This window comes from Candidatus Accumulibacter cognatus (assembly GCF_000584975.1).
GTDB lineage: Bacteria > Pseudomonadota > Gammaproteobacteria > Burkholderiales > Rhodocyclaceae > Accumulibacter > Accumulibacter cognatus.
On the sequence record NZ_JDST02000109.1, the window covers coordinates 1 to 20,600 of the forward strand.

At 64.1% G+C, this 20,600-nt stretch carries 20 protein-coding genes; 8 read left to right on the top strand and 12 right to left on the bottom strand.

The annotated features are described in order from the left end of the window. Positions 1–126: 126 nt before the first annotated feature. A complete protein-coding gene (locus tag AW06_RS17835; protein ID WP_034952968.1) occupies positions 127–849 on the bottom strand; it encodes an alanyl-tRNA editing protein in 723 nt (240 codons plus the stop codon). Positions 850–991: 142 nt separating this feature from the next. Then, entirely contained in the window at positions 992–1,252 is a 261-nt protein-coding gene (locus tag AW06_RS17840; RefSeq protein WP_273704856.1) for a hypothetical protein, read from the bottom strand. Positions 1,253–1,371: 119 nt separating this feature from the next. Here AW06_RS17840 and AW06_RS17845 point away from each other — a divergent pair, with 119 nt between their 5' ends. Genes AW06_RS17845 through AW06_RS17870 form a run of 6 tightly spaced genes read left to right on the top strand, consistent with a single transcriptional unit; the run spans position 1,372 to position 8,629 of the window. After that, the gene (locus tag AW06_RS17845) at positions 1,372–1,842 is read left to right on the top strand and encodes a YbhB/YbcL family Raf kinase inhibitor-like protein (protein WP_034952971.1); all 471 of its coding nucleotides are present in this window, start codon (positions 1,372–1,374) and stop codon (positions 1,840–1,842) included. 7 nt (positions 1,843–1,849) lie between these two features. Beyond that, on the top strand, positions 1,850–3,238 hold the full coding sequence (locus AW06_RS21105; RefSeq protein ID WP_273704857.1) for a TIR domain-containing protein: 1,389 nt from the start codon (positions 1,850–1,852) through the stop codon (positions 3,236–3,238). A gap of 54 nt (positions 3,239–3,292) precedes the next feature. Further along, positions 3,293–4,303 carry a MoxR family ATPase gene (locus tag AW06_RS17855; RefSeq protein WP_273704858.1) on the top strand — a complete coding sequence of 337 codons (1,011 nt, stop codon included), beginning with the start codon at positions 3,293–3,295 and terminating at the stop codon, positions 4,301–4,303. After that, positions 4,300–7,113 (top strand): formylglycine-generating enzyme family protein, encoded by a 2,814-nt coding sequence (locus AW06_RS21110; protein WP_273704859.1) that lies wholly within the window; start codon positions 4,300–4,302, stop codon positions 7,111–7,113. The genes AW06_RS17855 and AW06_RS21110 overlap by 4 nt, the downstream gene beginning before the upstream one ends. Continuing rightward, entirely contained in the window at positions 7,110–7,778 is a 669-nt protein-coding gene (locus AW06_RS17865; RefSeq protein ID WP_034952973.1) for an RNA-directed DNA polymerase, read from the top strand. Before AW06_RS21110 ends, AW06_RS17865 begins: the two co-directional genes overlap by 4 nt. Then, positions 7,775–8,629: a formylglycine-generating enzyme family protein gene (locus AW06_RS17870; protein ID WP_273704860.1), complete on the top strand. Its 855-nt coding sequence runs from the start codon at positions 7,775–7,777 to the stop codon at positions 8,627–8,629. The genes AW06_RS17865 and AW06_RS17870 overlap by 4 nt, the downstream gene beginning before the upstream one ends. Positions 8,630–8,752: 123 nt before the next feature. Here the strand turns inward: AW06_RS17870 and AW06_RS17875 are convergent, their stop codons facing one another. The 3 genes from AW06_RS17875 to AW06_RS17885 all read right to left on the bottom strand — a co-directional run bounded on the left by AW06_RS17875 (position 8,753) and on the right by AW06_RS17885 (position 12,844). Then, positions 8,753–10,669 (bottom strand): 2Fe-2S iron-sulfur cluster-binding protein, encoded by a 1,917-nt coding sequence (locus AW06_RS17875; RefSeq protein ID WP_034952977.1) that lies wholly within the window; start codon positions 10,667–10,669, stop codon positions 8,753–8,755. 119 nt (positions 10,670–10,788) lie between these two features. Then, a complete protein-coding gene (locus AW06_RS17880) occupies positions 10,789–11,286 on the bottom strand; it encodes a hypothetical protein (protein WP_034952979.1) in 498 nt (165 codons plus the stop codon). 1 nt (position 11,287) lies between these two features. Beyond that, a complete protein-coding gene (locus AW06_RS17885; RefSeq protein WP_273704861.1) occupies positions 11,288–12,844 on the bottom strand; it encodes a cytochrome b N-terminal domain-containing protein in 1,557 nt (518 codons plus the stop codon). A 667-nt stretch (positions 12,845–13,511) separates the two neighbouring features. Between AW06_RS17885 and AW06_RS17890 the strand changes: the two genes are divergently transcribed. Then, positions 13,512–14,129, top strand: coding sequence for a hemolysin III family protein (locus AW06_RS17890; RefSeq protein ID WP_034952981.1), 618 nt, complete (start codon positions 13,512–13,514; stop codon positions 14,127–14,129). Between the two features lie 40 nt (positions 14,130–14,169). Here AW06_RS17890 and AW06_RS17895 read toward each other — a convergent pair whose 3' ends face one another. From AW06_RS17895 to AW06_RS21115, 5 genes are all read right to left on the bottom strand, one after another. Further along, positions 14,170–15,108 carry an SCO family protein gene (locus tag AW06_RS17895; protein ID WP_273704862.1) on the bottom strand — a complete coding sequence of 313 codons (939 nt, stop codon included), beginning with the start codon at positions 15,106–15,108 and terminating at the stop codon, positions 14,170–14,172. Then, positions 15,086–15,976 (bottom strand): heme o synthase, encoded by an 891-nt coding sequence (gene cyoE / locus AW06_RS17900; RefSeq protein WP_034952986.1) that lies wholly within the window; start codon positions 15,974–15,976, stop codon positions 15,086–15,088. The genes AW06_RS17895 and cyoE overlap by 23 nt, the downstream gene beginning before the upstream one ends. Before the next feature lie 138 nt (positions 15,977–16,114). Then, positions 16,115–17,809: a cbb3-type cytochrome c oxidase subunit I gene (locus AW06_RS17905; protein WP_034952988.1), complete on the bottom strand. Its 1,695-nt coding sequence runs from the start codon at positions 17,807–17,809 to the stop codon at positions 16,115–16,117. A 14-nt stretch (positions 17,810–17,823) separates the two neighbouring features. Further along, positions 17,824–18,363, bottom strand: a complete 540-nt coding sequence (locus tag AW06_RS17910; RefSeq protein WP_034952990.1) for a cytochrome c oxidase subunit II — start codon at positions 18,361–18,363, stop codon at positions 17,824–17,826. A 30-nt stretch (positions 18,364–18,393) separates the two neighbouring features. Continuing rightward, the gene (locus tag AW06_RS21115) at positions 18,394–18,543 is read right to left on the bottom strand and encodes a hypothetical protein (protein ID WP_171047387.1); all 150 of its coding nucleotides are present in this window, start codon (positions 18,541–18,543) and stop codon (positions 18,394–18,396) included. 290 nt (positions 18,544–18,833) lie between these two features. Between AW06_RS21115 and AW06_RS17915 the strand changes: the two genes are divergently transcribed. Next, complete coding sequence (locus AW06_RS17915; protein ID WP_034952992.1) at positions 18,834–19,883, top strand: heme A synthase; 1,050 nt, start codon at positions 18,834–18,836, stop codon at positions 19,881–19,883. An 83-nt stretch (positions 19,884–19,966) separates the two neighbouring features. On the opposite strand, the gene erpA is transcribed toward AW06_RS17915, so the two are convergent. Together erpA and AW06_RS21120 are read right to left on the bottom strand one after the other, a co-directional pair. Next, positions 19,967–20,317, bottom strand: a complete 351-nt coding sequence (gene erpA, locus AW06_RS17920; RefSeq protein WP_034952994.1) for an iron-sulfur cluster insertion protein ErpA — start codon at positions 20,315–20,317, stop codon at positions 19,967–19,969. Positions 20,318–20,321: 4 nt separating this feature from the next. After that, positions 20,322–20,600: hypothetical protein (locus tag AW06_RS21120; RefSeq protein ID WP_273704863.1), on the bottom strand; the 279-nt coding region annotated here is incomplete at its 5' end.

Consider the following 20,600-nt stretch of genomic DNA (forward strand, 5'->3'; position numbering starts at 1 on the left):
GATTCCCGCCGCTACTCACCCGCGGCACCGGAGGGAAAAGCGCCGGAATTCTTGGTAATTCCTGGTTGACGATGGGCTGACGGAGCCGAGATACCCGCGGGATGGCGGTTGAATTTCCTGTCCTTTTTATCCTTCGGCGAACGCGAGCACGACCCGGCGGGTCATCGCCGACTTTTTCTCGATTCGGGTGACGACGACGGCGCCGATCTCGGCCGTGTTGCCGACATGTGTGCCGCCGCAGGGCTGCAGGTCCACCCCTTCGATTTCGATGACCCGGACGCGGCCCAGTCCACGTGGTGGCTGCACGCTCATGCTGCGTACCAGGCCGGGATTGGCATCCAGTTCGGCCTCGGTAATCCAGCGATGACGGACCGGGCGAGCCTCGCCGACGAAGTGCGCCAAGCCGGCGGTCAGGGCTTCCTTGTCGAGCGGCTCCGTCATGTGAAAATCCAGCCGCGCATAGTCGCAGGTGATCGAGCAGCCATTGACCGGGTGAGGGATCAAGGCGCACAGCAGGTGCGTCGTGGTGTGGAAGCGCATGTGGCGCTGTCGGCGGTGCTCATCGAGGCGGGCGTTAACCCTCTGGCCGGCGCTGATCTGCGCGAGCAGTTCCTCCTGGCCAGCCGCCGGCACATGCAGGATTTCGCCGGCCTGCACACCCTTGCGGGTGTCGGCGATCCGCAGATCACTGCCGTCGGGCAGGATCAGGGTCCCGCGGTCGCCAGCCTGGCCTCCCCCCAGCGGGTAGAAGACCGTGCGCTCGAGTTGAACGCCGCGCTGGTCGATGCAAGTGATTCGTGCTTCACAACTGGTGAGCGTGGCGTCTTCTCGGAATAGCTCTTCGGTCATCGGTGGTTCCATCTATGCGTCGGCAGGGGCGGTGCGGCCGGGAGGCCGCGCACCGTGACCTACGGCAAGGGGGTTGCAAAAATCTTCCTTGGAGGCGGGGGGGGACGGTCAACAGCGGCCCCATTTCCGCCTCCTGGGGACATCAAGACCGCAAGTGCTGGCTGCGTTCAAGCGCCCTCCGGATGCGCTGGACCGTGTCGCTGACGGGTGCTCGTCTTGGCACCTCCAGCCCCAGATTCCGTGCGATCGTGTTGATTGTTGCCGGATTCAATGGCATGCCTCCCGAGTCTATGGCCGCGATGACTTCCTTGGCTCGCTGGATCTCGGGAGGCAACTTGGCTTGGGTGACAAACAACCCTTTCAGCCATTTCAATAGCCCTAGCTTGCGGTAAAGTATCACCATGTGTAGCCTGAGATTGACTATCTGATCATCCTGTCGCTGACATCCGCCTGGGCACCATTGCCGCGTATCCGCTGATGCCTGGCGTCCGGGCGATCACCCATCAAACTGGAGGAGCCAGCATGGACATGACCATCACTTCAAGTGCGTTCGAACACAACGGGCCGGTCCCGAAGCTGTACACCTGCGAGGGTCAGGACATTTCTCCGCCACTGGCCTGGAGTGGTGTGCCTGCCCGCGCCAAGAGTCTAGCACTGATTGTGGACGATCCGGATGCGCCGGATCCTGCCGCACCCCGCATGACCTGGGTTCATTGGGTGCTGTACAACCTGCCGGCCAACAGCACGGGGTTGCCCGAGGCCGTACGGTCGTTGCCGGCCGGCACCCTGGATGGACTGAACGACTGGCAGCGGGTTGGCTACGGCGGCCCCTGTCCTCCCATCGGCCGACACCGCTACTTCCACAAGCTGTACGCACTTGACCTGGTGTTGCCCGACCTGAAAAGACCGACCAGGAAGGCCCTCGAGCAGGCGATGCGGGGGCATGTCGTTGCAGAAGCGCAGTTGGTCGGCACCTACCAGAAGGGCCGTTGAAGTCGCTTTGAAGACGACCGCCGGTAGCAGCCGAAGTCGCCTGCAGGAGAAGCTGCTCGAGCGTCTGCGGACGCTTCGTGATGACGTGCTCTGGCAGGATTTTGCCAGGACCTGGGCGGCGACCTTCGGGACTGCGGTTGTTGACGATGCCGAAGTGCTGTTTGGCGATTGCCTGAGCCAGCCTCCGCGTGAACTGCTCGAAGGCGTCCTCTGGTTCGCGCAAGAGCTGCGTGAACTCGTGGCCCACGACATCGGCAAGCGCAGCCTCATTGGCGAAACGGCCATCGCCATCGGCCTGCTCGCGTGTGAGCGACACATCCTGAACCAATGCCCGCAATTGGCCGATGGAGCTCCCGTCGCGGGCATGCTGATCGACGCCGACGATCGACTGGCCGCGGCGGTGATCGCCGCGGTCTGGTCGCGAATGGGAATCCGGCTGGTGGTCGACAAGCAGACGGCCGCGCCGCGCGTGGACAATCTTCTGCCACACGACGTCGAACCGCTGGAGTACTTATGGTCGGACGACCGCGATCGGGCCCTCGCCGAAGTGCAGGCAATGGTCGATGCCGCCCGCTTGCGCGAGCTTGACAGCTATCACGGCAACGAGCGTGAGCGTGGCCGGCGGGTTCGTCTCGAGCAGGTCAGGTCGCGCGGTATTCCAGCCCAAGAAGCATTGCAGATCGGCCTGCGGAGAGTCGAAGAGCACCTGGGTGCCCGGCCGATCTTCGGTATCCAGCATGCCGACCCGCATCCGATGCACGATGCGAACCTGCGCCGGGAATTCGCCGTGGAGCTTGGCGTGCACACTTTCCTTTTCGATGCCGCAGCGAAAGAGTCCCTGTCGGAGAGCGAGGCCGGGGCCTGGCAGAAGGCGAGGCTGCAGCCCGACGTGCTGAACTGCATCGGGCCGCTGTTCGAGGCGCTCTACCCGGAAGAGGTCAAATCGATGAAAGCTTTGCAGGACATGCATTTTCGCGTCGCGCTATCGTTTCCCGGCGAACATCGGCCGTACGTCAAGGCGATCAGTGACGAACTCAAGAAAGGCCTGGGGCCGGAGGAACTGTTCTACGACGACGATTTCAAGGCGCATCTGGCCAGGCCAAGCGCGCACCTGCCCTTGATGAAGGTCTATGGCGATCAGTCGGATCTGCTCGTCGTTTTTCTCTGCGCGGAGTACCAGCAGAAGCAGTGGTGTGGCCTCGAGTGGCGTGTGGTGTACGAGCAGATCATGCAGCGGCAGGAAGCGCGAATCATGCTCTTTCGTTTCGACGACGCCAGGATTGACGGGCTGTTGTCGGTGGACATCGCTATCGACTGCGGCGCCGACAGGCTTCCCCCCGCCGAAGCGGCCGGGTTGATTCTCAAGCGCCTGCACGCAACACCGCCCAAGCCATAGCATATAGCATCGACCCGCACCGGCCAGCAAGCCACAGACTCAAAGGCACCCCCGATGAAACACGATATCCAGCAGCTCCTGCAAGACCTCGAGCACGATGCGATTACCGCGCTCGACAACGGCGCCTTCCACCAATGGTCGCAGAACGAGATCGACGCGCTGCATCTGGCGCTGGCCTGCGAACGCCCGCTGCTGGTGCGCGGCGAACCGGGCACCGGCAAGACGCAACTGGCGCGGGCCGCTGCGGTCGCGCTGGACTGGCATCTGCACCCGGTCACCGTCAGCCCGCGCTGCGAGGCGTCGGACCTTTTCCACGGCTTCGACGCGGTACGCCGGCTCGCCGACGCGCAGGCCGCCGGGTCTGCCGGTGGCGGCATCCGGGATGACGCGCACTACTGGCTGCCGGGACCGTTCTGGCGCGCTTTCGACTGGGCCGGCGCGCAGGCCTACGGGCCGTCGGCCGCCAGTCAGCGAGCAGAGGCGCAGCCCGCACCCGGCGGCCATGTCATCCTGATTGACGAAATCGACAAGGCCGACAGCGACCTGCCGAACAGCCTGCTCGAAGTTCTCGGCAGCCGCGAGTTTCCCAACCCGGTGACGCGCGCGGCGATCCGGCCGACGCACGGCCTGCCGCTGGTGCTGATCACCACCAACGAGGAGCGCGAGCTGCCGGCGGCTTTCCTGCGCCGCTGCGTGGTGCTCACGCTCGAGCCGGAGGAACCCTACCCCCGCTTCCTCGTCAAGCGCGGGCAGGCGCATTTCGGCGCGCGCGCGGATCGGCCGGCGAACGATTGCCTCGGCGACGAAGTGCTGCAGACCGCCGCCGCGCAGCTCGCCGAAGACCGCCGGCACGCCGTCGCCGCCGGCATGCCGCCGCCCGGCCTCGCCGAATACATCGACCTGCTCGCCGCACTGCGCCGCCTGGCGCCGGGGGACGAGAAAGCCCAAATGCAATGGCTCGATCGGCTCGCGCGCTACGTCTTCCGCAAGAACATCGTCGAGGACTCTCCGCAGCTCTCGCAACAGCCGCCGGCGACCGCCAAAGGCGACCCGGCGGGTTCATGAAGCGGCAGCCGCAGCTCGCGCGCTCCGATCTGTTGCAGGCGCTGGCGCTCGCCGGCGACGACGACGAGCGCCAGCGGCGTTACGCCGGGCTGCTCGAATTCGTCGAGCGGCCAGCAAATGTGGCGAGCATTTCTGGGGTCATCACGGTGGCAGGGGGCATTTACTGCTCCGTCGGTCCAGCCCCCGAGCCTCCTCCCGCATCCGCCGCCGACCGCCTGCCGGCGCCGCTGTTCGCGATCACCGCCTGCCGTCGCCTCGAACTGCCGGCCGAGGCGAGCGAAGCGGCCCGACCCGCCGCGCTGACCGACGCTCGATGCGCGCCGCGCGAGCGGCACGGCGAAGCGGCGCCGTTCGTCCCGCTCGTTCGCCGCACGCGCCTGTGGCCGGCGCTCAAGCATTCGCTGCTCGAAGTCCACCCGCGCGGCGTCGACCTGCCACGGCTGCTGCGCGAACTGGCGCGCGCGCAGGCGGTCCGGCGCCTGCCGGCGGGCCGGCAGGCGCACTGGGGCGGCGAACTTCTCGTCGTCTGGGATCGGGCGCGGCACTTGCAGCCCTATCAGGACGACTTCGCCGCCCTCTTCGCCGAGCTGCGGCAGCAGCGCGGCGACGCCGGCTGTACGCTGTGTCTGGTCGATGGCAGCCCGCGGCAGATCCGCCAGCGCTGGCCCGCGCCGCCGTCTTCGTCCTGCCGCTCCCCCGCGGCGATACCGCCGCCGGCGCCCGGCAGCCGGGTGCTGATCCTCTCCGACGCCGGCGCGCTCGCCGGCTGGCCGCAAGCGACGCGCGACTGGAGCGGCTTCGCGCGACGGCTCGTCGCCGGCGGCGCGCAGCCGGTGTTCTGGGCGCCGCTGGCGCCGGCGCAGATCGAGGTCGAACTCGCGCGCCGCGCGCGCGTGTTCTGCCTGCAGCCGCGCGGCGACCTGCGCCGCCAGCGCGGCCGCCTTGCCGACGAGGAGCAAAGGCAGGCCGAAAGGCAACGCCTGGCGGTTCTGCGCGAACGGCTGCTGGCGCGCATGGCCTGCTGCATCCGCGTCGAACCGGCGCTGCTGCGGGCGCTGCGCGGGATCACGCCGGCGACGGCGAACGAACCGGCGCTCGAAGCGCTGGTCTGGAACCACCCGCCGGTGGTCTACGACAGCCTCGTTTCGCGCGCCGTCGCCGCCGCGCATGTCGCGCGCTACCGCCAGGATTTCGAAGAACTCGCGGCGGCCGAGCAACTCGCGGCGCTCGAGCAGACGCTGTACATCCACGCCTGGCGCGGGCGGGCGACCGAAGCCACCGAGCTCCTGGTCTGGCAGGCGCACGCCCGCGACGAGGCGAAACGTGACGCCGCCGATCGCATCGCCGAAGCCGAACGCTGGTTCGCCGCCCTCGGCGCCAGGGCCAGCCAGGCGGGGCGCACCGATCCGCAACTGCGCCAGTACGCGCGCGACCTGCTGGCGCGCAATGCCGCCGACTTCGCCTGGTTGCAGGCCCACTCGCGGGCGCTGTCGCCGGTCTGGGTCGCCAGCGGCGAAAAGACCGCACCCGCCGGCCTGCGGCCCGAACATCTGCTGCAGGCGATCAGCGAACGAGACGACTTGCCGCTGCTCGCCTGCGAGCTGGGCGTGCAGGCGCAGGGCCTGGTTCTGTTCGGCGGCGGCGAGCGCCCAGCCGGCCCGGCGCATTCGCGCCTCGGCTCGCCGTTGCGGGCGAGGCGGCTGCTGGTCAGCGCGGGCGGGCCGACGCGCGTGCTCGACCCTGACCCGGCGGGCCGGCCGCAGCTCGTCGCGCCGCTCGCCCGTCTCGCCGACCCGGCCAGACCGCTGACCGTCACCGCCGGCCAGCACAGCTACCTCGTTGGCCGCGTCGAGCGCCCCGTCTGGGCGCAGGAAATCGGCCGCGACGCGCATGGCCTCTACGCGATCGTCGAAATACCAGGCCAGGCGCGCAAGGCTTCGGCTGGCGCCAGAACCGTCGTCCAGCGCCTGCGCTACATCGAGGCCGGGCACTTCCGGATGGGTTCGCCGCCGTCCGAGCCCGAGCGCGATGACGTCGAAGGCCCGCAACATTCGGTGACCCTGAGCGCCGGCTTCTGGCTGGCCGACACCGCCTGTACGCAGGCGCTCTGGGAAACGGTGATGGGCAAGAACCCTAGCCATTTCCATGCCAAGAACCGCGGCGGCCCGCGGCATCCGGTCGAGCAGGTGAGCTGGAACGACGTGCAGCGCTTCCTGCGCGCGCTCGAACAGCGGCTGCCGGGGGCGATCGCCAGCCTGCCGAGCGAGGCCGAGTGGGAATACGCCTGCCGTGCGGGCACAAGCACTGCCTTCCACTTCGGCGACCAGCTCACTCCCGAGCAGGTGAACTACGATGGAAACTACCCTTATGCTGGCGGCCGCAAGGGCCTCTACCGCGAATCGACGGTTCCGGTCGGCAGCCTGCCGGCCAACGCTTGGGGTCTTTATGAAATGCACGGCAACGTCTGGGAGTGGTGTGCCGATGGGCGACGCACCTATGCCGGGCGCGACGAGACCGATCCACGTGGCCCGGAAGGCGAGGCTGTTGCCGAGCGCGCGCTGCGCGGCGGCTCCTGGAGCACCCGCGCCGGGAACGCCCGCTCCGCGTTCCGCTTTGCCAACGCGCCCGGCCGCGCCAGCCGGCTCGACGGTTTCCGCTTTGCCCTGAGGTCCACGAGCCCAGCTGGGGCCACGCAGTGGCCTGCGCCGCGGAGCGGCGTGGACGGTGCCGCGGGACGCGGCACCGTTGCAGCCCCCGGGACGGGGGCTGCAACGAGTTTTCCTGACCCTTTTGACCGAGGACGAACATGAGCAGCGAACTCCATTTTTTCGCCATCCACGCGCTCGACGGCCGTGCGGCACAGGACGAACTGAATGCCCATGTTCCGAGCATCGACCACGCCCGCCTGAAGGCGCTGCTCGCGAGGCGCTTCAAGGGCGATGGCTTCCTCGCCCTGCTCGGGCGGATCATCGACGCGGGCGGGGCGGCCGGGCGCGGTCTGCCGATCGGCTCGTTGACTTCGCAGCACTTTGCCAACGCCTACCTCGACGTGGCCGATCGATGGCTGCTCGAAGATCGCCGGGTGCGTGCGCAGCTGCGCTACATGGACGACATCCTGTGGTGGTGCGGCTACCCTGTGAACAGCGCCGCTTGCCTGCAAGGCAAAAAGTGTTGCCGAGCGCGCGCTGCGCGGCGGCTCCTGGAACAACGACGCCAGGAACGCCCGCTCAGCGAACCGCAACGCCAACGCCAACCAGAACGACGGTTTCCGCTTTGCCCTGAGCTCGACCGGCGACGGGTGTGGCAACACCCCGGCATGGATTTGCCGCTGCCGATGGACCAGGCGCTGTTTCCGGTGGCGGTGGCCCCGTGGCCACGGTCCAAACTCGAAGGCTCCCGGGGTGCCGGTAGTGAAGGCGCAGCAGCGCTGACGCGACAGCTCCCCGGGTCGCCGCCCGCCCTGGCGTCGCGATGAGTGCCGTCTTTGATCTTGCCGATTGGCAGCGTCGCGGCCCCGATCCGTTTCCGCCGCTCTGGGCGAGCGCCTGGGGCGACGATCGCTACGGCGTCTGGGCCGACCTGCGGGTGGCCACCGAGGTGCAGCGCCTGCGCTGGATCGAACCCGGCACCTTCCTAATGGGTGACGAGAGCCAGCCCGAGCGGCAGGTGCCGACGACGATCGCCAGCGGTTTCTGGCTCGCCGACAGCGCCTGCACGCAGGCGCTGTGGCAGGCGGTGATGGGCAGCAATCCGAGCCACTTCAGCGAGCGCAACAGCAAGCAGCCGGGATCTCCGCAACATCCGGTCGAGCAGGTGAGCTGGAACGACGTCGTTCTGCCGCCGGAGGGCTTCCTCGTTCGCCTGCAAGCCTTCACGGCCGGCGCGGTGGCCGGATTGCCTAGCGAAGCCGAGTGGGAATACGCGTGCCGGGCCGGAACCCAAACCGCGTACAGCTTTGGCGACACGGTCACCGGCGAGGAGGTGAACTACTGGTCGGACAAAGGGGCGCGGATGATGACGGTGGCGGTCAGGAGCCTGCTGGCCAATCCCTGGGGCTTGTACGAGATGCATGGCAACGTTTGGGAATGGTGTGCCGACGCGTCTGGGGGTGGGGGAGGTGTTGCCGGGCGCGCGCTGCGCGGCGGCTCCTGGACCTACGACGCCAGGTCCGCCCGCTCGGCGTACCGCCTCGCCTACGCGCCCGTCCACGCCTTCCAGCTCGACGGTTTCCGCTTTGCCCTGAGGTCCACGAGCCCGGCCGGGGCCACGGAGTGGCCGGCGCCGCGGAGCGGCGTCGCCCTGGCCGCGGGACGCGGCCAGGGCTGAGCAGGTTTTCGCCGGGCACGGACGATTCCTGGCCGCGGGCTCTGCCCTGGCGATCAGATCTCCGGCAACTGGCCAATCCTTCCGGAAGATGCCATCGTGAGCGCCGGCGCCAGGTCTGCGGCCCTACTTCTGGCGGGGTTGAAAGGCCATTGAACGCGCCGATACGCTGAAGGCATCCGAGAAGCAGGCGCCGTCTTCGGCGCCGTGCTTCTTGAGGAAGGGGAAGATCGCCTCGACCATGCGTACCGAGCCGCAGGCGTAGATTTCGTGTTCCTTGAGTTCCGGGAAGTCTTCGAGAATCGCTTCATGAACCAGGCCGGTGCGGCCGCTCCAGGAATCGTCGGGGGCCGGATCCGAGAGGACCGGAACGAAGTGGAAGTTTTCGTGCTCGCGCGCCCATTGCTCCGGCAGATCGGGCAGGTAGAGATCCTTGCGGCTGCGCACCCCCCAGTAGAGATAAATCTGGCGCTGCAGCCCGCGCCTGAAGGCATCCTCGACCATGCTCTTGACCGGTGCGAAGCCGGTGGCGCCGGCGACGAAGACGATCGGCCGCGCGGACTCGCGCAGCGTGAAGTCGCCCATCGGGCCTTCGAAACGGACGGGGTCGCCCACTTTCATCGCTTCGAAGACGTACGTGGTAAAACGTCCGCCGGGCATCAGCCGGATCTGCAGTTCGACAAACTCGGCTTCGTGCGGCGGATTGGCAAATGAGAAGGCACGCCGCTGACCGTCTTCGAGCAGGATGTTGATGTACTGGCCGGCCTTGAAGGCAATCCGCTGCCCTTCCGGGAGCTTGAGCAGAACACGCATGACGTCGTCGGTGAGTTTCTCCATGCCGACGACGCGGGCGCTGTACTCCCGGAGAATTTTCGGCGCCGTGCTCGCCTGGTACTCGATTTCGACGTCTTCGAGCGCGCTGGCGCAGCACAGCAGGACCTTGCCCTGCGCCAGTTCGGCGGCGGAAAGCGCGCTCGGCTGGTAGAGTCCGGGATCGACCTTGCCCTGCAGCACCGTGCACTTGCAGACGCCACAGCCGCCGTTACGGCATTCGTAGGGCAGATCGATGTCCTGGCGCAGGCCAGCGTCGAGCAGAGTTTCGCCAAAGCGTGCGCTGATGGCCTTCTGGTCGGGGTGAAAAGTGATCGAATTCTGTGCCCTCGCCGAACCCAGGCGCTTTGGTGGCAACCAGGGCAGCAGGAAGAACAGGGCCGTGAGGCCGAGCACCCAGTACCAGAGGTGCAGCGGATTGATCACATAGACCAGCGCCAGCACCGGCAACTCGAACCAGTCGAAGTCGATGTCGGTCGGCACCACCGACATGTCGGCTTCGCCACCCTGGCTGAGGATTGGCTTGACCAGCGCGAGTGCCAGAAACATGACGCTGACCGCGATGGCGATCGGACGGGGCGGATTGATGTGCGCGCGCGGGACGCGCTGGACATGTACCCACATGATGAATGCGACGATCAAAGGCGCGCCGATATGGATGAAGGCCAGCAGCGTGAACAGGCGGCTGTTGACGCTCTCGAGGTAGAGGAAGTTGCGGATCAGCGTGCCATTGAACATCGGCAGGACATCGAACCACTCGGCAGTGGCGATGACCACGAATTGCGCGAGCTTGTCCCACACCAGCATGAAGCCATTGACGCCGGCAATGTAAACCAGCCACAACAGGGCCACGCCGGTCAGCCATGAGAACGAACGAAAACCGCGATAGCGGTCGTAGGCAAAGTGCCGCAGCATGTGCAGCAGCATCGTCAGGATCATGCCGTCTGTCGCGTAGCGGTGGATGCTGCGCAGGATGCCGCCGGCCCACCACTGGTCGTGGGTGATCCGCTCGACCGACTCGAAAGCGTCATGGACGCCGGTATCGGCGAAGATGTAGAGGTAGAGGCCGGAGCCCACCAGCAACCAGAACTGCCAGAAGCTGATCGTTCCCAGATGATAGAAAGGGTTCATCTTGTCGCCGAAGGCGACGTTGAACACGTTCTCGATGCGCATGAACAGCCAGCGCAGGAGTTGTTGCAGGATTTTGACCATGGTCGATTTCAGCTCGGGAGATTAATGTGTCGTGCTAATGTGTCGTGCGGCGCGATTGGCGGCCGGCGGGAAGCGGCGCCCGCGTCCAGCCTGGTCGGCGGCGAGGGAGACGAGCGTGCTCATTTGAAGAACAGGCCGCCACGATCCGGGTTGAAGTCGATCACCATCACTTGTCCCGGTACGAGGGTGATCTCGGCTTCCTTGCTGAAGTTGAAGCCAGGCTTGATGAGATTGTCGTTCATTCTGACGGCCACCCGGTGCTGGCCGGCTTTCAGCTCGAAGCGTTTGTACACCGTCGAAACCCCGTCCTTGTAGAGGCCGGTGGGGTGCATCACGGTGCGGAAAGCGGGCTGACCATCGAAATCGACTTCAAGCCTGATGTCGGAGCGCTCGCGCGGGCATTCCATGGGCGCGCGCATGTTGGGGGGCAGTTTCGCGAGTTCTTCAGGCGTGCGTTTGCGACACTCGCGGTCGCCAAGGTGGCTGATCGACAGCTTGATCAGCGCGATGTCGTCGGGAATCTGCCGGTATTTCGGCGAGGTCGAAAAGTAGCCGATAAAGGCAGCAAAAGCGCCGTAGAGGATCAACTGGCCGACGATGGCGGTGGGTTTAAGCATGTCAGGGGGCTTTCCGCTGATAGGGGGGAAGTCTGTCGTCAGAAACCGTTCCGAGCCGGGTTCTGAATTCGGCCAGCGCATCGGCCAGAGCACTGCTGTCGCGGGCTGCGGCGGGATAGAGTTGCAGTCGCGAAGCCGGGACGGTCTTGCGCAAATGGGGTTCACGCTGGCCGCGCAGGCGTTCGCTGGTCCATCGGTCGCCGAGGCGGAAATCGCAACCGCCGTGACGGCAGGTACTCACGAATACCCCGTCAGCACCGCCGCGCAACGCGTATTCAACGAAGGCCGGCGGCAACATGCCGGTGCACAGCAGGGGAATCACCACTGTGTCGGCGGCGGCCAGGGCGCTCGCGTCGGCGCCGCGCGTGCAACTGAAAACGACGATCGTGCAGCGGCCCGAGCATTGGGCGAGAGCCTGCTCGAGCTGCTCGCGCAGGGCATGGACCGGCTGCTGCGGCATGTCGATGCCGGTGGTCAGCGCCTCCTGCCTGCGGAAGGGGGTCGATGAAGGGCAGGCGCCGGCGCAGATGCCACAAGCCGCGCAGAGATCGGCATCGACGACCGCCAGTTGCAGACCTGGCCGCCGTGGGTGCGGCGCCATGCTGATCGCCGCATAGGGACAGTCGGCGAGGCAGCGATCACAGCCGGTGCAGCTGGCTGCATCGACGACGGCGACCGGCTGCGGCCGCGGCCGCGGAAGAAAGGGCAGGGCGAAGAGCAGCGCCGTCAGCCCGAACAACAGCGTCCAGATGAGCGCCGGCGAACTCAGGTCGGTCAGCGGATGAATGAACAGGATGAACCAGTCGAGGCCAATCGCGCCGGGGACCCTCGCCAGATTGGCTGGCGGATGGCTGAGCGCTGGCTTGAGCAGCGAAAGCACGAGCAGCGTCGCCAGCGTCGCCAGCATGGCGCGCCGGGACGGCAGGTAATCGACATGGCTGATGCGATGCACATGCGCCCACAGGCCGAGGATCAGCAGTAGCGGCACGCCGAGATGGAGGAATACCAGCATGGTGAAGAAGCGATCGTTGATCGAGTCCGGCGCCATGAAGTTGCGTGCCGACGGTTCGCTGAAGATCGGTAGCCAATCGAGCAGTTCGGTGGTGGCGGTGGCCGACCACTGCGCGAGCTGGTCCCAGACGATCCAGTAGCCACCGATGCCCGCGAGGTAGGCGAGCCAGAGCAGCGGTACGCCGGTCAGCCAGGAATAACGGCGGAAGCCGTGGTAGCGCCCGTAGCACCATTCGCGGATGAGGTGCAGCAGCATCACCAGCATGAAGCCATCGGACGCATAACGGTGCAGACTGCGCAGAATGCCGCCGAGATACCACTGTTCGCTGGAGATCTCGCCGATCGAGCGGTAGACGGCGTCGATGCCGGTGTCGAGCACCGCGTACAGATAGAGCCCGCTGCCGACGACGATCCACAGCAGGTACAGGCCGAACGCGCCGAGATGTCGCAGCGGGTTGTCATCCCCCCCGAAAGGGGTATCGAGCGCTTCTTCGAAGCGCAGAAAGATGCTTTTCACGCCATTGCGCAATACTGCGTGGAAACTCACTTCGCTGGGGTCCCGGCCGCCGATGAGGATTCGATGAGGATTATTAGCACTCGATTATATTTCTGGCGGATGATCCGTGTCTTGACACGAGTCAAATCCGAAAATCTTCCCTTGCCGCGGATTGCCGGCTGCCGGCAACCCTGTTCTGGAGAGATACGGGCTGGAAACTCCAGGCAGGAGGTAGACCACCGCAGGGTAATGGAGGCGACAGGGAAGTTTTTTTCGACAAGCAGCAGGCGTCCATCCTCGGGCTCATCGAAGGATTCGAGCGGACTGGTTTGGGGTGGGATGCACCTGCGCATCCAGACTTCGGCGCCGTACTCGACCCAGATTGGCCTGAAAGGTCGGGAGTGGCCGTGCTGGCCACTGCAGCAAGACGGAATGGCCTGCGAGCGCGGCGACCACGGATTTCCGTCTCCATCGCGTCAGGTACATCGGTGAAAGCGATGTGGGCTGCCATCCTATGCCGCCGCATCGATTTTCCAGCCGCTTTCAACAGGTGAATGTGAAAGTCGCGTCAGCGACTCGCGAATCTCTCCTCCCCACTTGCGGGGGAGGGATCGGGGGAGAGAGACGGTCATGACTTTCATGATCGGGGATGCCTGAAAAAGTCATGACCGTTAGAATGATTCACGCAATAGAGACAAATCCCGCGGGGGAATTCCATATGTACTACGGGGAAAAATTCAACGCCTGGACACATCTGGTCGGGGCCATTCTGGCGGTCGCTGGTACGGCCGTGCTAGTGGTCCTGGCGGCACGGAGCGGCGATGCGTGGAAGATGGTCAGCATTTCGATTTATGGTGCGACGCTGGTGTTGCTCTACAGCTTTTCGGCGCTCTACCACAGCTTTCGTGGGCGTGCCAAGGATATCCTGCGCAAGCTGGACCACCAGAGCATCTATCTGCTGATTGCCGGCAGTTACACCCCGTTCTGTCTCGTCACCTTGCGCGGTCCCTGGGGCTGGTCCTTGCTGGCTGTCGTCTGGGGGCTGGCGCTGCTCGGCGGCGTACAGGAGCTGTGCATGCGCAGCGAAGCGCGCACCCTGTCGATGGTGATCTACATCGTGATGGGCTGGGCGGTCGTGGTGGCGCTGGTGCCGATGTTGGAGGCGCTGGGAGTGGCCGGCTTCGCGTGGGTGGCGGCGGGTGGTGTTTTCTACACCGGCGGGATCGTCTTCTATGTACTCGACACCCGTCTCCGGCATGCGCATGGTGTCTGGCACCTGTTCGTGATGGCCGGCAGCGCGGCCCATTACTTTGCGGTCCTGTTTTACGTTCTTTGATGGGCGAGCGGGGGATGGTCGATGATGTGCCTGCAGCGGTTCAGGGCGTTTTCGCCTGGTTGCGACGCCGGTTCTTCCAGAAGTTGATCGACAGATGGATCATGAAGCCGACAAAGGTGATGAAGCCGGCGATCTGGAAGTACATCGAGTAGTTGGTCCGGTATCTGCCGGTCACGGGGTCGTAGATCGAGCAGAGGATTCTGACGCGCTGCATGATTTCATTGAGTGTGCCGATCTCGGGCGGGATCGACGAGTGCGCGATCAGGAGCTTGAGCGGTTCGGCGATGTCTTCGGCGGTGAATTTCTCGCCATAGACCTGGCGAACGATCCGGCCGTCGGAATCGACCAGGGTCACCTGGTTGATGTGGTCGAATCCGGCCGCGGTGACCACAAAGCTGAAGCCGAAATTGCGCGTCAGCTCGCCGACGATCGCAGGGGCAGGGCTCAGGAATTCCCAGTTGGGCAGACGGATGCCGTATTGTCTGGCGAAGTCCCGCAAGGCGGCCGGCGAGTCGAAGGGCTGATTGAAACCGATGCTGATCATGTTGAAGCGGTCGGCACCCATCACGCTGACCGTATTCTCGACGGCTTTTTGCAGGTTGCGGGTGGTCGTCGGACAGACCTGGAAGCAGGCGGTGTAGATGAAGTTGACCAGCAGCGGCTTGCCTCGATAGCGCGACAGTTCGACCGGCCGCCCTTGGCGATCGAGGAGTACGAAGTCTCCGACCACTTTGCCGATCGCGCTTTGCGAGAGTTCGAAAGCCGCTTTTTCGTCCAGGGCGGTGAGCACCAGGCTGCTGTTGATCCCTTGTGGGCGAGCGGTGAGCTTGGGCTTTTCGGTTGTGGCGTCGTCAGCGAGCAGCGAGGGTGCCGCGATCAGGAGGAGCAACGCGAGTAGCAGGGACGCGAGCAGCGGGCGCGCAAACCGGTCATGCACCGGGGTGGGCCGTACAAAATCAGAAACCGGATTGCGTGTCAAGGATGGCACCGAACAGGACCAGCGTCAGCTGGATCAGTGATGCATGAAAGCAGATCATCGCCGACTTGCGGCAGGGGTCGCGAGTCAGCCGCCAGGCCTTCTGAATGAACAGGAAGCCGCCAGCAAAGGCGCCAGCGAAGTAGATCATGCCCAGCCCGAAGGCCAGGGGCAACAGGCTGGCTGCGACCAGCGCCAGGGTACTGAAGAAGATGGTGTTTGCCGCTTGCTGGTCGCCGACGACGACTGGCAGCATCGGCACTCCGGCAGCGGCGTAGTCGTCACGGAATGCGATCGCCAGACTCCAGAAATGCGGCGGCGTCCATAGAAAGAGAACCAGGGCCAGCGTTAGCGGGATGGCGCCGGGCTGTGGGTCGGCTGCGGTCGCGCCAGCGAGCACGGCCCAGCTCCCGGCCAGCCCGCCGAAGACGATGTTCAGCCAGGTGCGCCGCTTCAGCCACACCGTGTAAACGACGGCGTAAAAGAAAGCGCCGAGGAAGACGAACAGCGCTGACCAGGCATTCAGGGCGAACCAGGCGGCACCGACCGAGAGCGTCATCAGGGCGGCGATGACCAGTAGCCAGGCCGGTCCGTGCCGAAGCTCGCCAGTGACGAAGGGCCGCTGGCGGGTTCGCGACATCAGCAGGTCGCTGTCATGTTCGTAATACTGGTTGAAGGCTCCGGCGCTGGCCGATGAAATCAGTACCGACAAGGTCAGCACGAGTAGCTGCAGCAGGCTCAGGCTGGGTCCGGAGCTGACCGCCAGACCGGCGAGGGCGGTAAAGGTGATGACGACGCCGATGCGCAGCTTGAACACGCCGAGAATGGCACGGAGGGGAGAGGTGCTTTTCGATGCGCGGACGGATGGCATGGGTGGTCGATAGCGGTAGCAGTCAAGGTAATGATCGGGTGGCCTGGGAGGTGTGCGGACCGGCTTGAATCGGACCTGTCGTAGCCAGGACCGATTGAGGCAGGTCCCCACGCCGAGGGCGTGGGGGGAGGTGCCCGTTCAGCTGAGCAGCCAGACTTCGGAAAGATACTTCCAGTTGACGAAGTAGTAAAGGACGAAGCAGACGAACAGCAACAGGGCCAGAACGACGGTGCCGGGGACACCAACGTGGTCGCTGCCATGCGCAACCGCTGAAGCCGCCTGAGTGTTCGTCGGGATTGGCGTCGGTCGGTCTGAAACCTTGCCGCCGTCGAGTTTCTTGCCGAACAGCAGCGAACCGACGACGAGCAGGATCCACAGCCCACCGCCAATCACGGCGATGACGCCGAAGATTCCGGTCAGACCCATCATCAGGTAGGCGGCACCCGGCCATTCATACTGGAACGGTGCGCCGGAGAAGGCCATGTCCCAGTGCCGGCGGGAGACGCCGAGCGTACCGGCGCCCATCATCACCAGGCCGAGCACCGACATGCTGATGCCGAACAGGTAGGGCTGGATCTGGCACAGCTTGGGCAGGATCATTTCGCGCCGGAAGAGGACCGGTACCAGCAGGTAGGTGATCGCCATGAAGGCCAGCGTCGTGCCGGTGACGACCGTGGTGTGGAAGTGGCCCGGGACATAGAAGGTATTGTGCATCAGCATGTTGATCTGTTCGGTACCGAGCACGACCCCCGAAATGCCGCCGAGAAAGCCGAAGCTGACCAGCGAGATGAACATCCCGGAGAATACCGGGTTGCCCCAGGGTGCCTTGCGCAGCCATTCGAACAGGCCGTTGGTGTAGCCCTTGCGCCGCTGTGCCGCTTCGATCGCACCAGGAACCGTGAAGCCATGGATCATCGAGGCCATCACCGCGAAGTACATGAAGTAGGAAGTGTTCAGCACTTTCCACTCGGCGCTCATGCCAGGATCGGAGAGCAGGTGGTGCGCACTGGCGAGTTGCAGGAAAAGGATGTAGAGCAGGAAGGCGAAGCGCGATACTTTCTCGGACAAGGGCTTGGCGCCGAAGATCACGGCGGCGGTCAGGTACCAGACGGCAACGTGCGCCGAGACGTTGATCTGCTGCGACGAGTGTCCCAGACCCCACCACACCATGCGATACAACTGCGCGTCGATTTCCTTGATCAGTCCGACCGACCACAAAAAGGTCGGCAGCAGGATGCCGGCGCCGGCCAGAATGGTGAACGTGGCGATGATCGCTGCGGTCAGCGCGCCAAAAGTGACCAGTGGCAGCGAGCCCTGATAGGTCTTGTCGCGCTTGGCGACGACCAGCGTACCGAAGAAGATGGCGACGCCGAGCAGCGCGCCGACGGCGACCAGGATGATCCCCAGGTAGAAGTGCCATTTCGCCTGCATCGGCACATAGGAGGTGAACATCACGCTCGACTCGCCCTGGAAGATCGCGACATTGGCCATGATGCCGCCGACGACCATCAGCCAGAAACCGAGCCAGGCGATCTTCGGTGCCGCCAGCCGACACCTGAGCAATGTCGATGAGGCGAAGTACAAAACCGCCATTTCGAAGAACAGGATCCACAGGATCAGCATGTCGATGCCGTGGGCGGTGAGGATCAGGTAGAACTGGTCGGCCGGCAGCAGCTTGATCGCCGGCCAGCGGGTGAGGATCACCAGCAGCGCGGTGATGCCGCCGACGAGCAGCCAGAGAACGCCGACAACGGCGTTCCAGCGCATCAGCTTCTCGGCCTGGTCCTCGAACTGCAGTCCGGAAATGGGACAGGTACGGTAGGTCGTTGCCATCTATTCATTCCCCCTTATTTCACGTAGATACGGCCGAGCATCGAATGGTGACCGATGCCGCAGTATTCGTTGCAGACGATGGCGTAAGTGCCTTCCTTGGTCGGCGTCATCTTGACGACGTGCTCGTAGCCAGGGATCACCTGGATGTTGATATTGACCGGCTGCAGAGAGAAGCCGTGGTTGTAATCCATCGACGACAGGTGGATCTTGTAGGTCTGCCCCTTTTCCAGTTCGAGGATCGGATACCATGCCCAGAGCCGGGCAATCAGGTAGCCGTCACCACCCGCCGGCACCTTGACGACCGGGATGTTCTGATCGGTCTCGGTACGGATGGTGTTTTCGGCGATGAACTTTTCGGCCTTGGCAGCGAACATTTCTGGGCTGGTCTTGTAGGCCTCGTTGGAGAGGTTCTGCTTCCCGTAGACGTGCCAGTAGATCATCATCACGAACATGACCATCCCCCAGACGAAGGCGATCGCGATCCAGGCCCATTCGACCTTGTCGATGGGTTGCTTCCACCAGAGCCGTTCCGACGGCGGCAGAATTGCACTCATATTTGTTTCTCCCTGATGTGAATGGCCGACCTACCTGGCAACCGGGGTGTTCATGATGTCGATGATGCCCCACAGGATGTAGAGCAAACCTGGTGAAGCCACGCCGAGAAACAGCAGCAGGAAGTGGTTGTCCAGCAGCTTCTGCATGAACGGAACGTCATCATCGTTGTTGACGGCCATGTTTGTATCCTCCATCAATGATTTGCGCTTGTGGCGGCTGGTAAGTTGCGGATAAGGTCGAATTTCTTGGGCCTTCCGGGCACAATTGCCCGCAGGATACCTGCAGCCGGGCGACCATTGATTTGATGCACGTCAAGAACCGGGGAAACCCGATGATGGTCGGCAAAGCCAGCAGGCATCGGCATTGCATGGTTTGGGCCGCGACCAATGGTCGCAGTCTTCGCAAGGCTTGGGGAGCGTCGCAAAGGGCATATAATCCGTGGCTTCGCTTTTCACCCCGGTGATCTGTCATGGATAAGGTTGCTCGCCGACAAGTTGCACTCTGGCTGCTGATTTGCAGTGCCATGGTCTTCGCCATTCTGGTGGTCGGTGGCGTCACACGTCTGACCCATTCGGGCCTGTCGATCGTCGAGTGGCAGCCGATTGTCGGTGTCATCCCGCCGCTCAATCCGGCCGAATGGGACGAGACCTTCGAGAAATACAAGAAAACTCCTGAATACCAGCAGGTCAACCACCAGATGACGCTCGCAGAGTTCAAGAGCATCTTCTATTGGGAGTACTGGCACCGCGTTCTCGGACGTCTGATCGGGTTGGTCTTCCTGCTGCCATTCCTCTACTTTTTGTTGCGGCGGCGGATTGCGCCGTCGCTGGTCCCGAAGCTGCTGGGGATATTCGTGCTCGGGGGGCTGCAGGGAGCGATGGGCTGGTACATGGTCAAGAGCGGCCTGGTCGACGATCCTCGTGTCAGTCACTATCGGCTGACCGCACATCTGTCGCTGGCCTTCCTGATTTTCCTGTCGATGTTCTGGGTGGCGCTGGGCCTGCTCAGCGAGCGCGGCCGGGGCAGCCGCGACGTTGCGCTAAAGGGGCTGCAGCGGACCGGCTTCTGGCTGACGATCCTGGTCGGCTATATGGTCATGACCGGCGGCTTTGTCGCCGGCATTCGCGCCGGCAAGGCCTACAACAGCTTTCCCCTGATGAACGGGCATGTGCTGCCGCCGGAAAGCTTCATCATCGATCCATGGTATCTGAATTTCTTCAACAATATGGCGTTGGTTCAGTTTGACCATCGTCTGGGCGCCTGGCTGCTGGTCTTTCTGATGCCGTGGTTCTGGTGGAAGATCAGGAACGCGGTCGTGTCTTCCACGGCGCGCATGGTGGCAACGCTGTTGCTGGCGGGGGTGTTGATCCAGATCGCGCTGGGCATTGCCACCCTGCTGCTGGCCGTTCCGGTGGGCCTGGGGGCTGCGCATCAAGGCGGAGCGATGGTCGTCCTGGGCTTGCTGCTATGGTTGAACCACGAACTTCGGGTGGCGCGGGTGTCGGGCGATTCTATTTGACGCTGAACCGGCCCTACGTTTGAGGAAAGGCGACCACGCCGTGGCGGGCAGTCCTCTCGCTGCCGGTCCAGCCTGCCAGTGGCCTAAACCGAAAACGAAGAGCCGCAACCGCAGGTCGAGGAGGCGTTCGGGTTCTTGATCACGAACTGCGAACCTTCCAGCCCTTCCGTGTAGTCGATTTCGGCGCCGACCAGATACTGGTAGCTCATCGGGTCGATCAGCAAGGTGACGCCGTTCTTCTGCAGCGCGGTATCGTCGTCGTTGGCCACCTCGTCGAAGGTGAACCCATACTGGAAACCTGAACACCCGCCGCCAGTGACGAATACCCGCAGTTTCAGTTCCGGGTTGCCTTCCTCTTCGATCAACTCTTTCACCTTGCCAGCCGCACTGTCGGTAAAAACAAAGGGCATCGGTATTTCAGTCGCTAAATTCATTACATCATTCTCCAAAATCTGATATCTGCGCCGATTCGAGCCAGGATCGGTCAGTTGCGGCCAGTTTGCGTACTACGGTTCTGATGCCTGCCTGATTGGACAGGCGCTTGTCAAGCAGCGTGACGCTTTGCAACGTCAGGTCAGACATGTCTGCTTTCGAGGAGTTCCAGAGGTTCCAAGCTTCCCAGGCACTGATCGCATTCCTGCCGCCGCCGCTGATCATAACATTTTTGTCGTTGGACCTTGTGCGGATCGGTACAGTCGGGTGTGATTCAAAGTGATG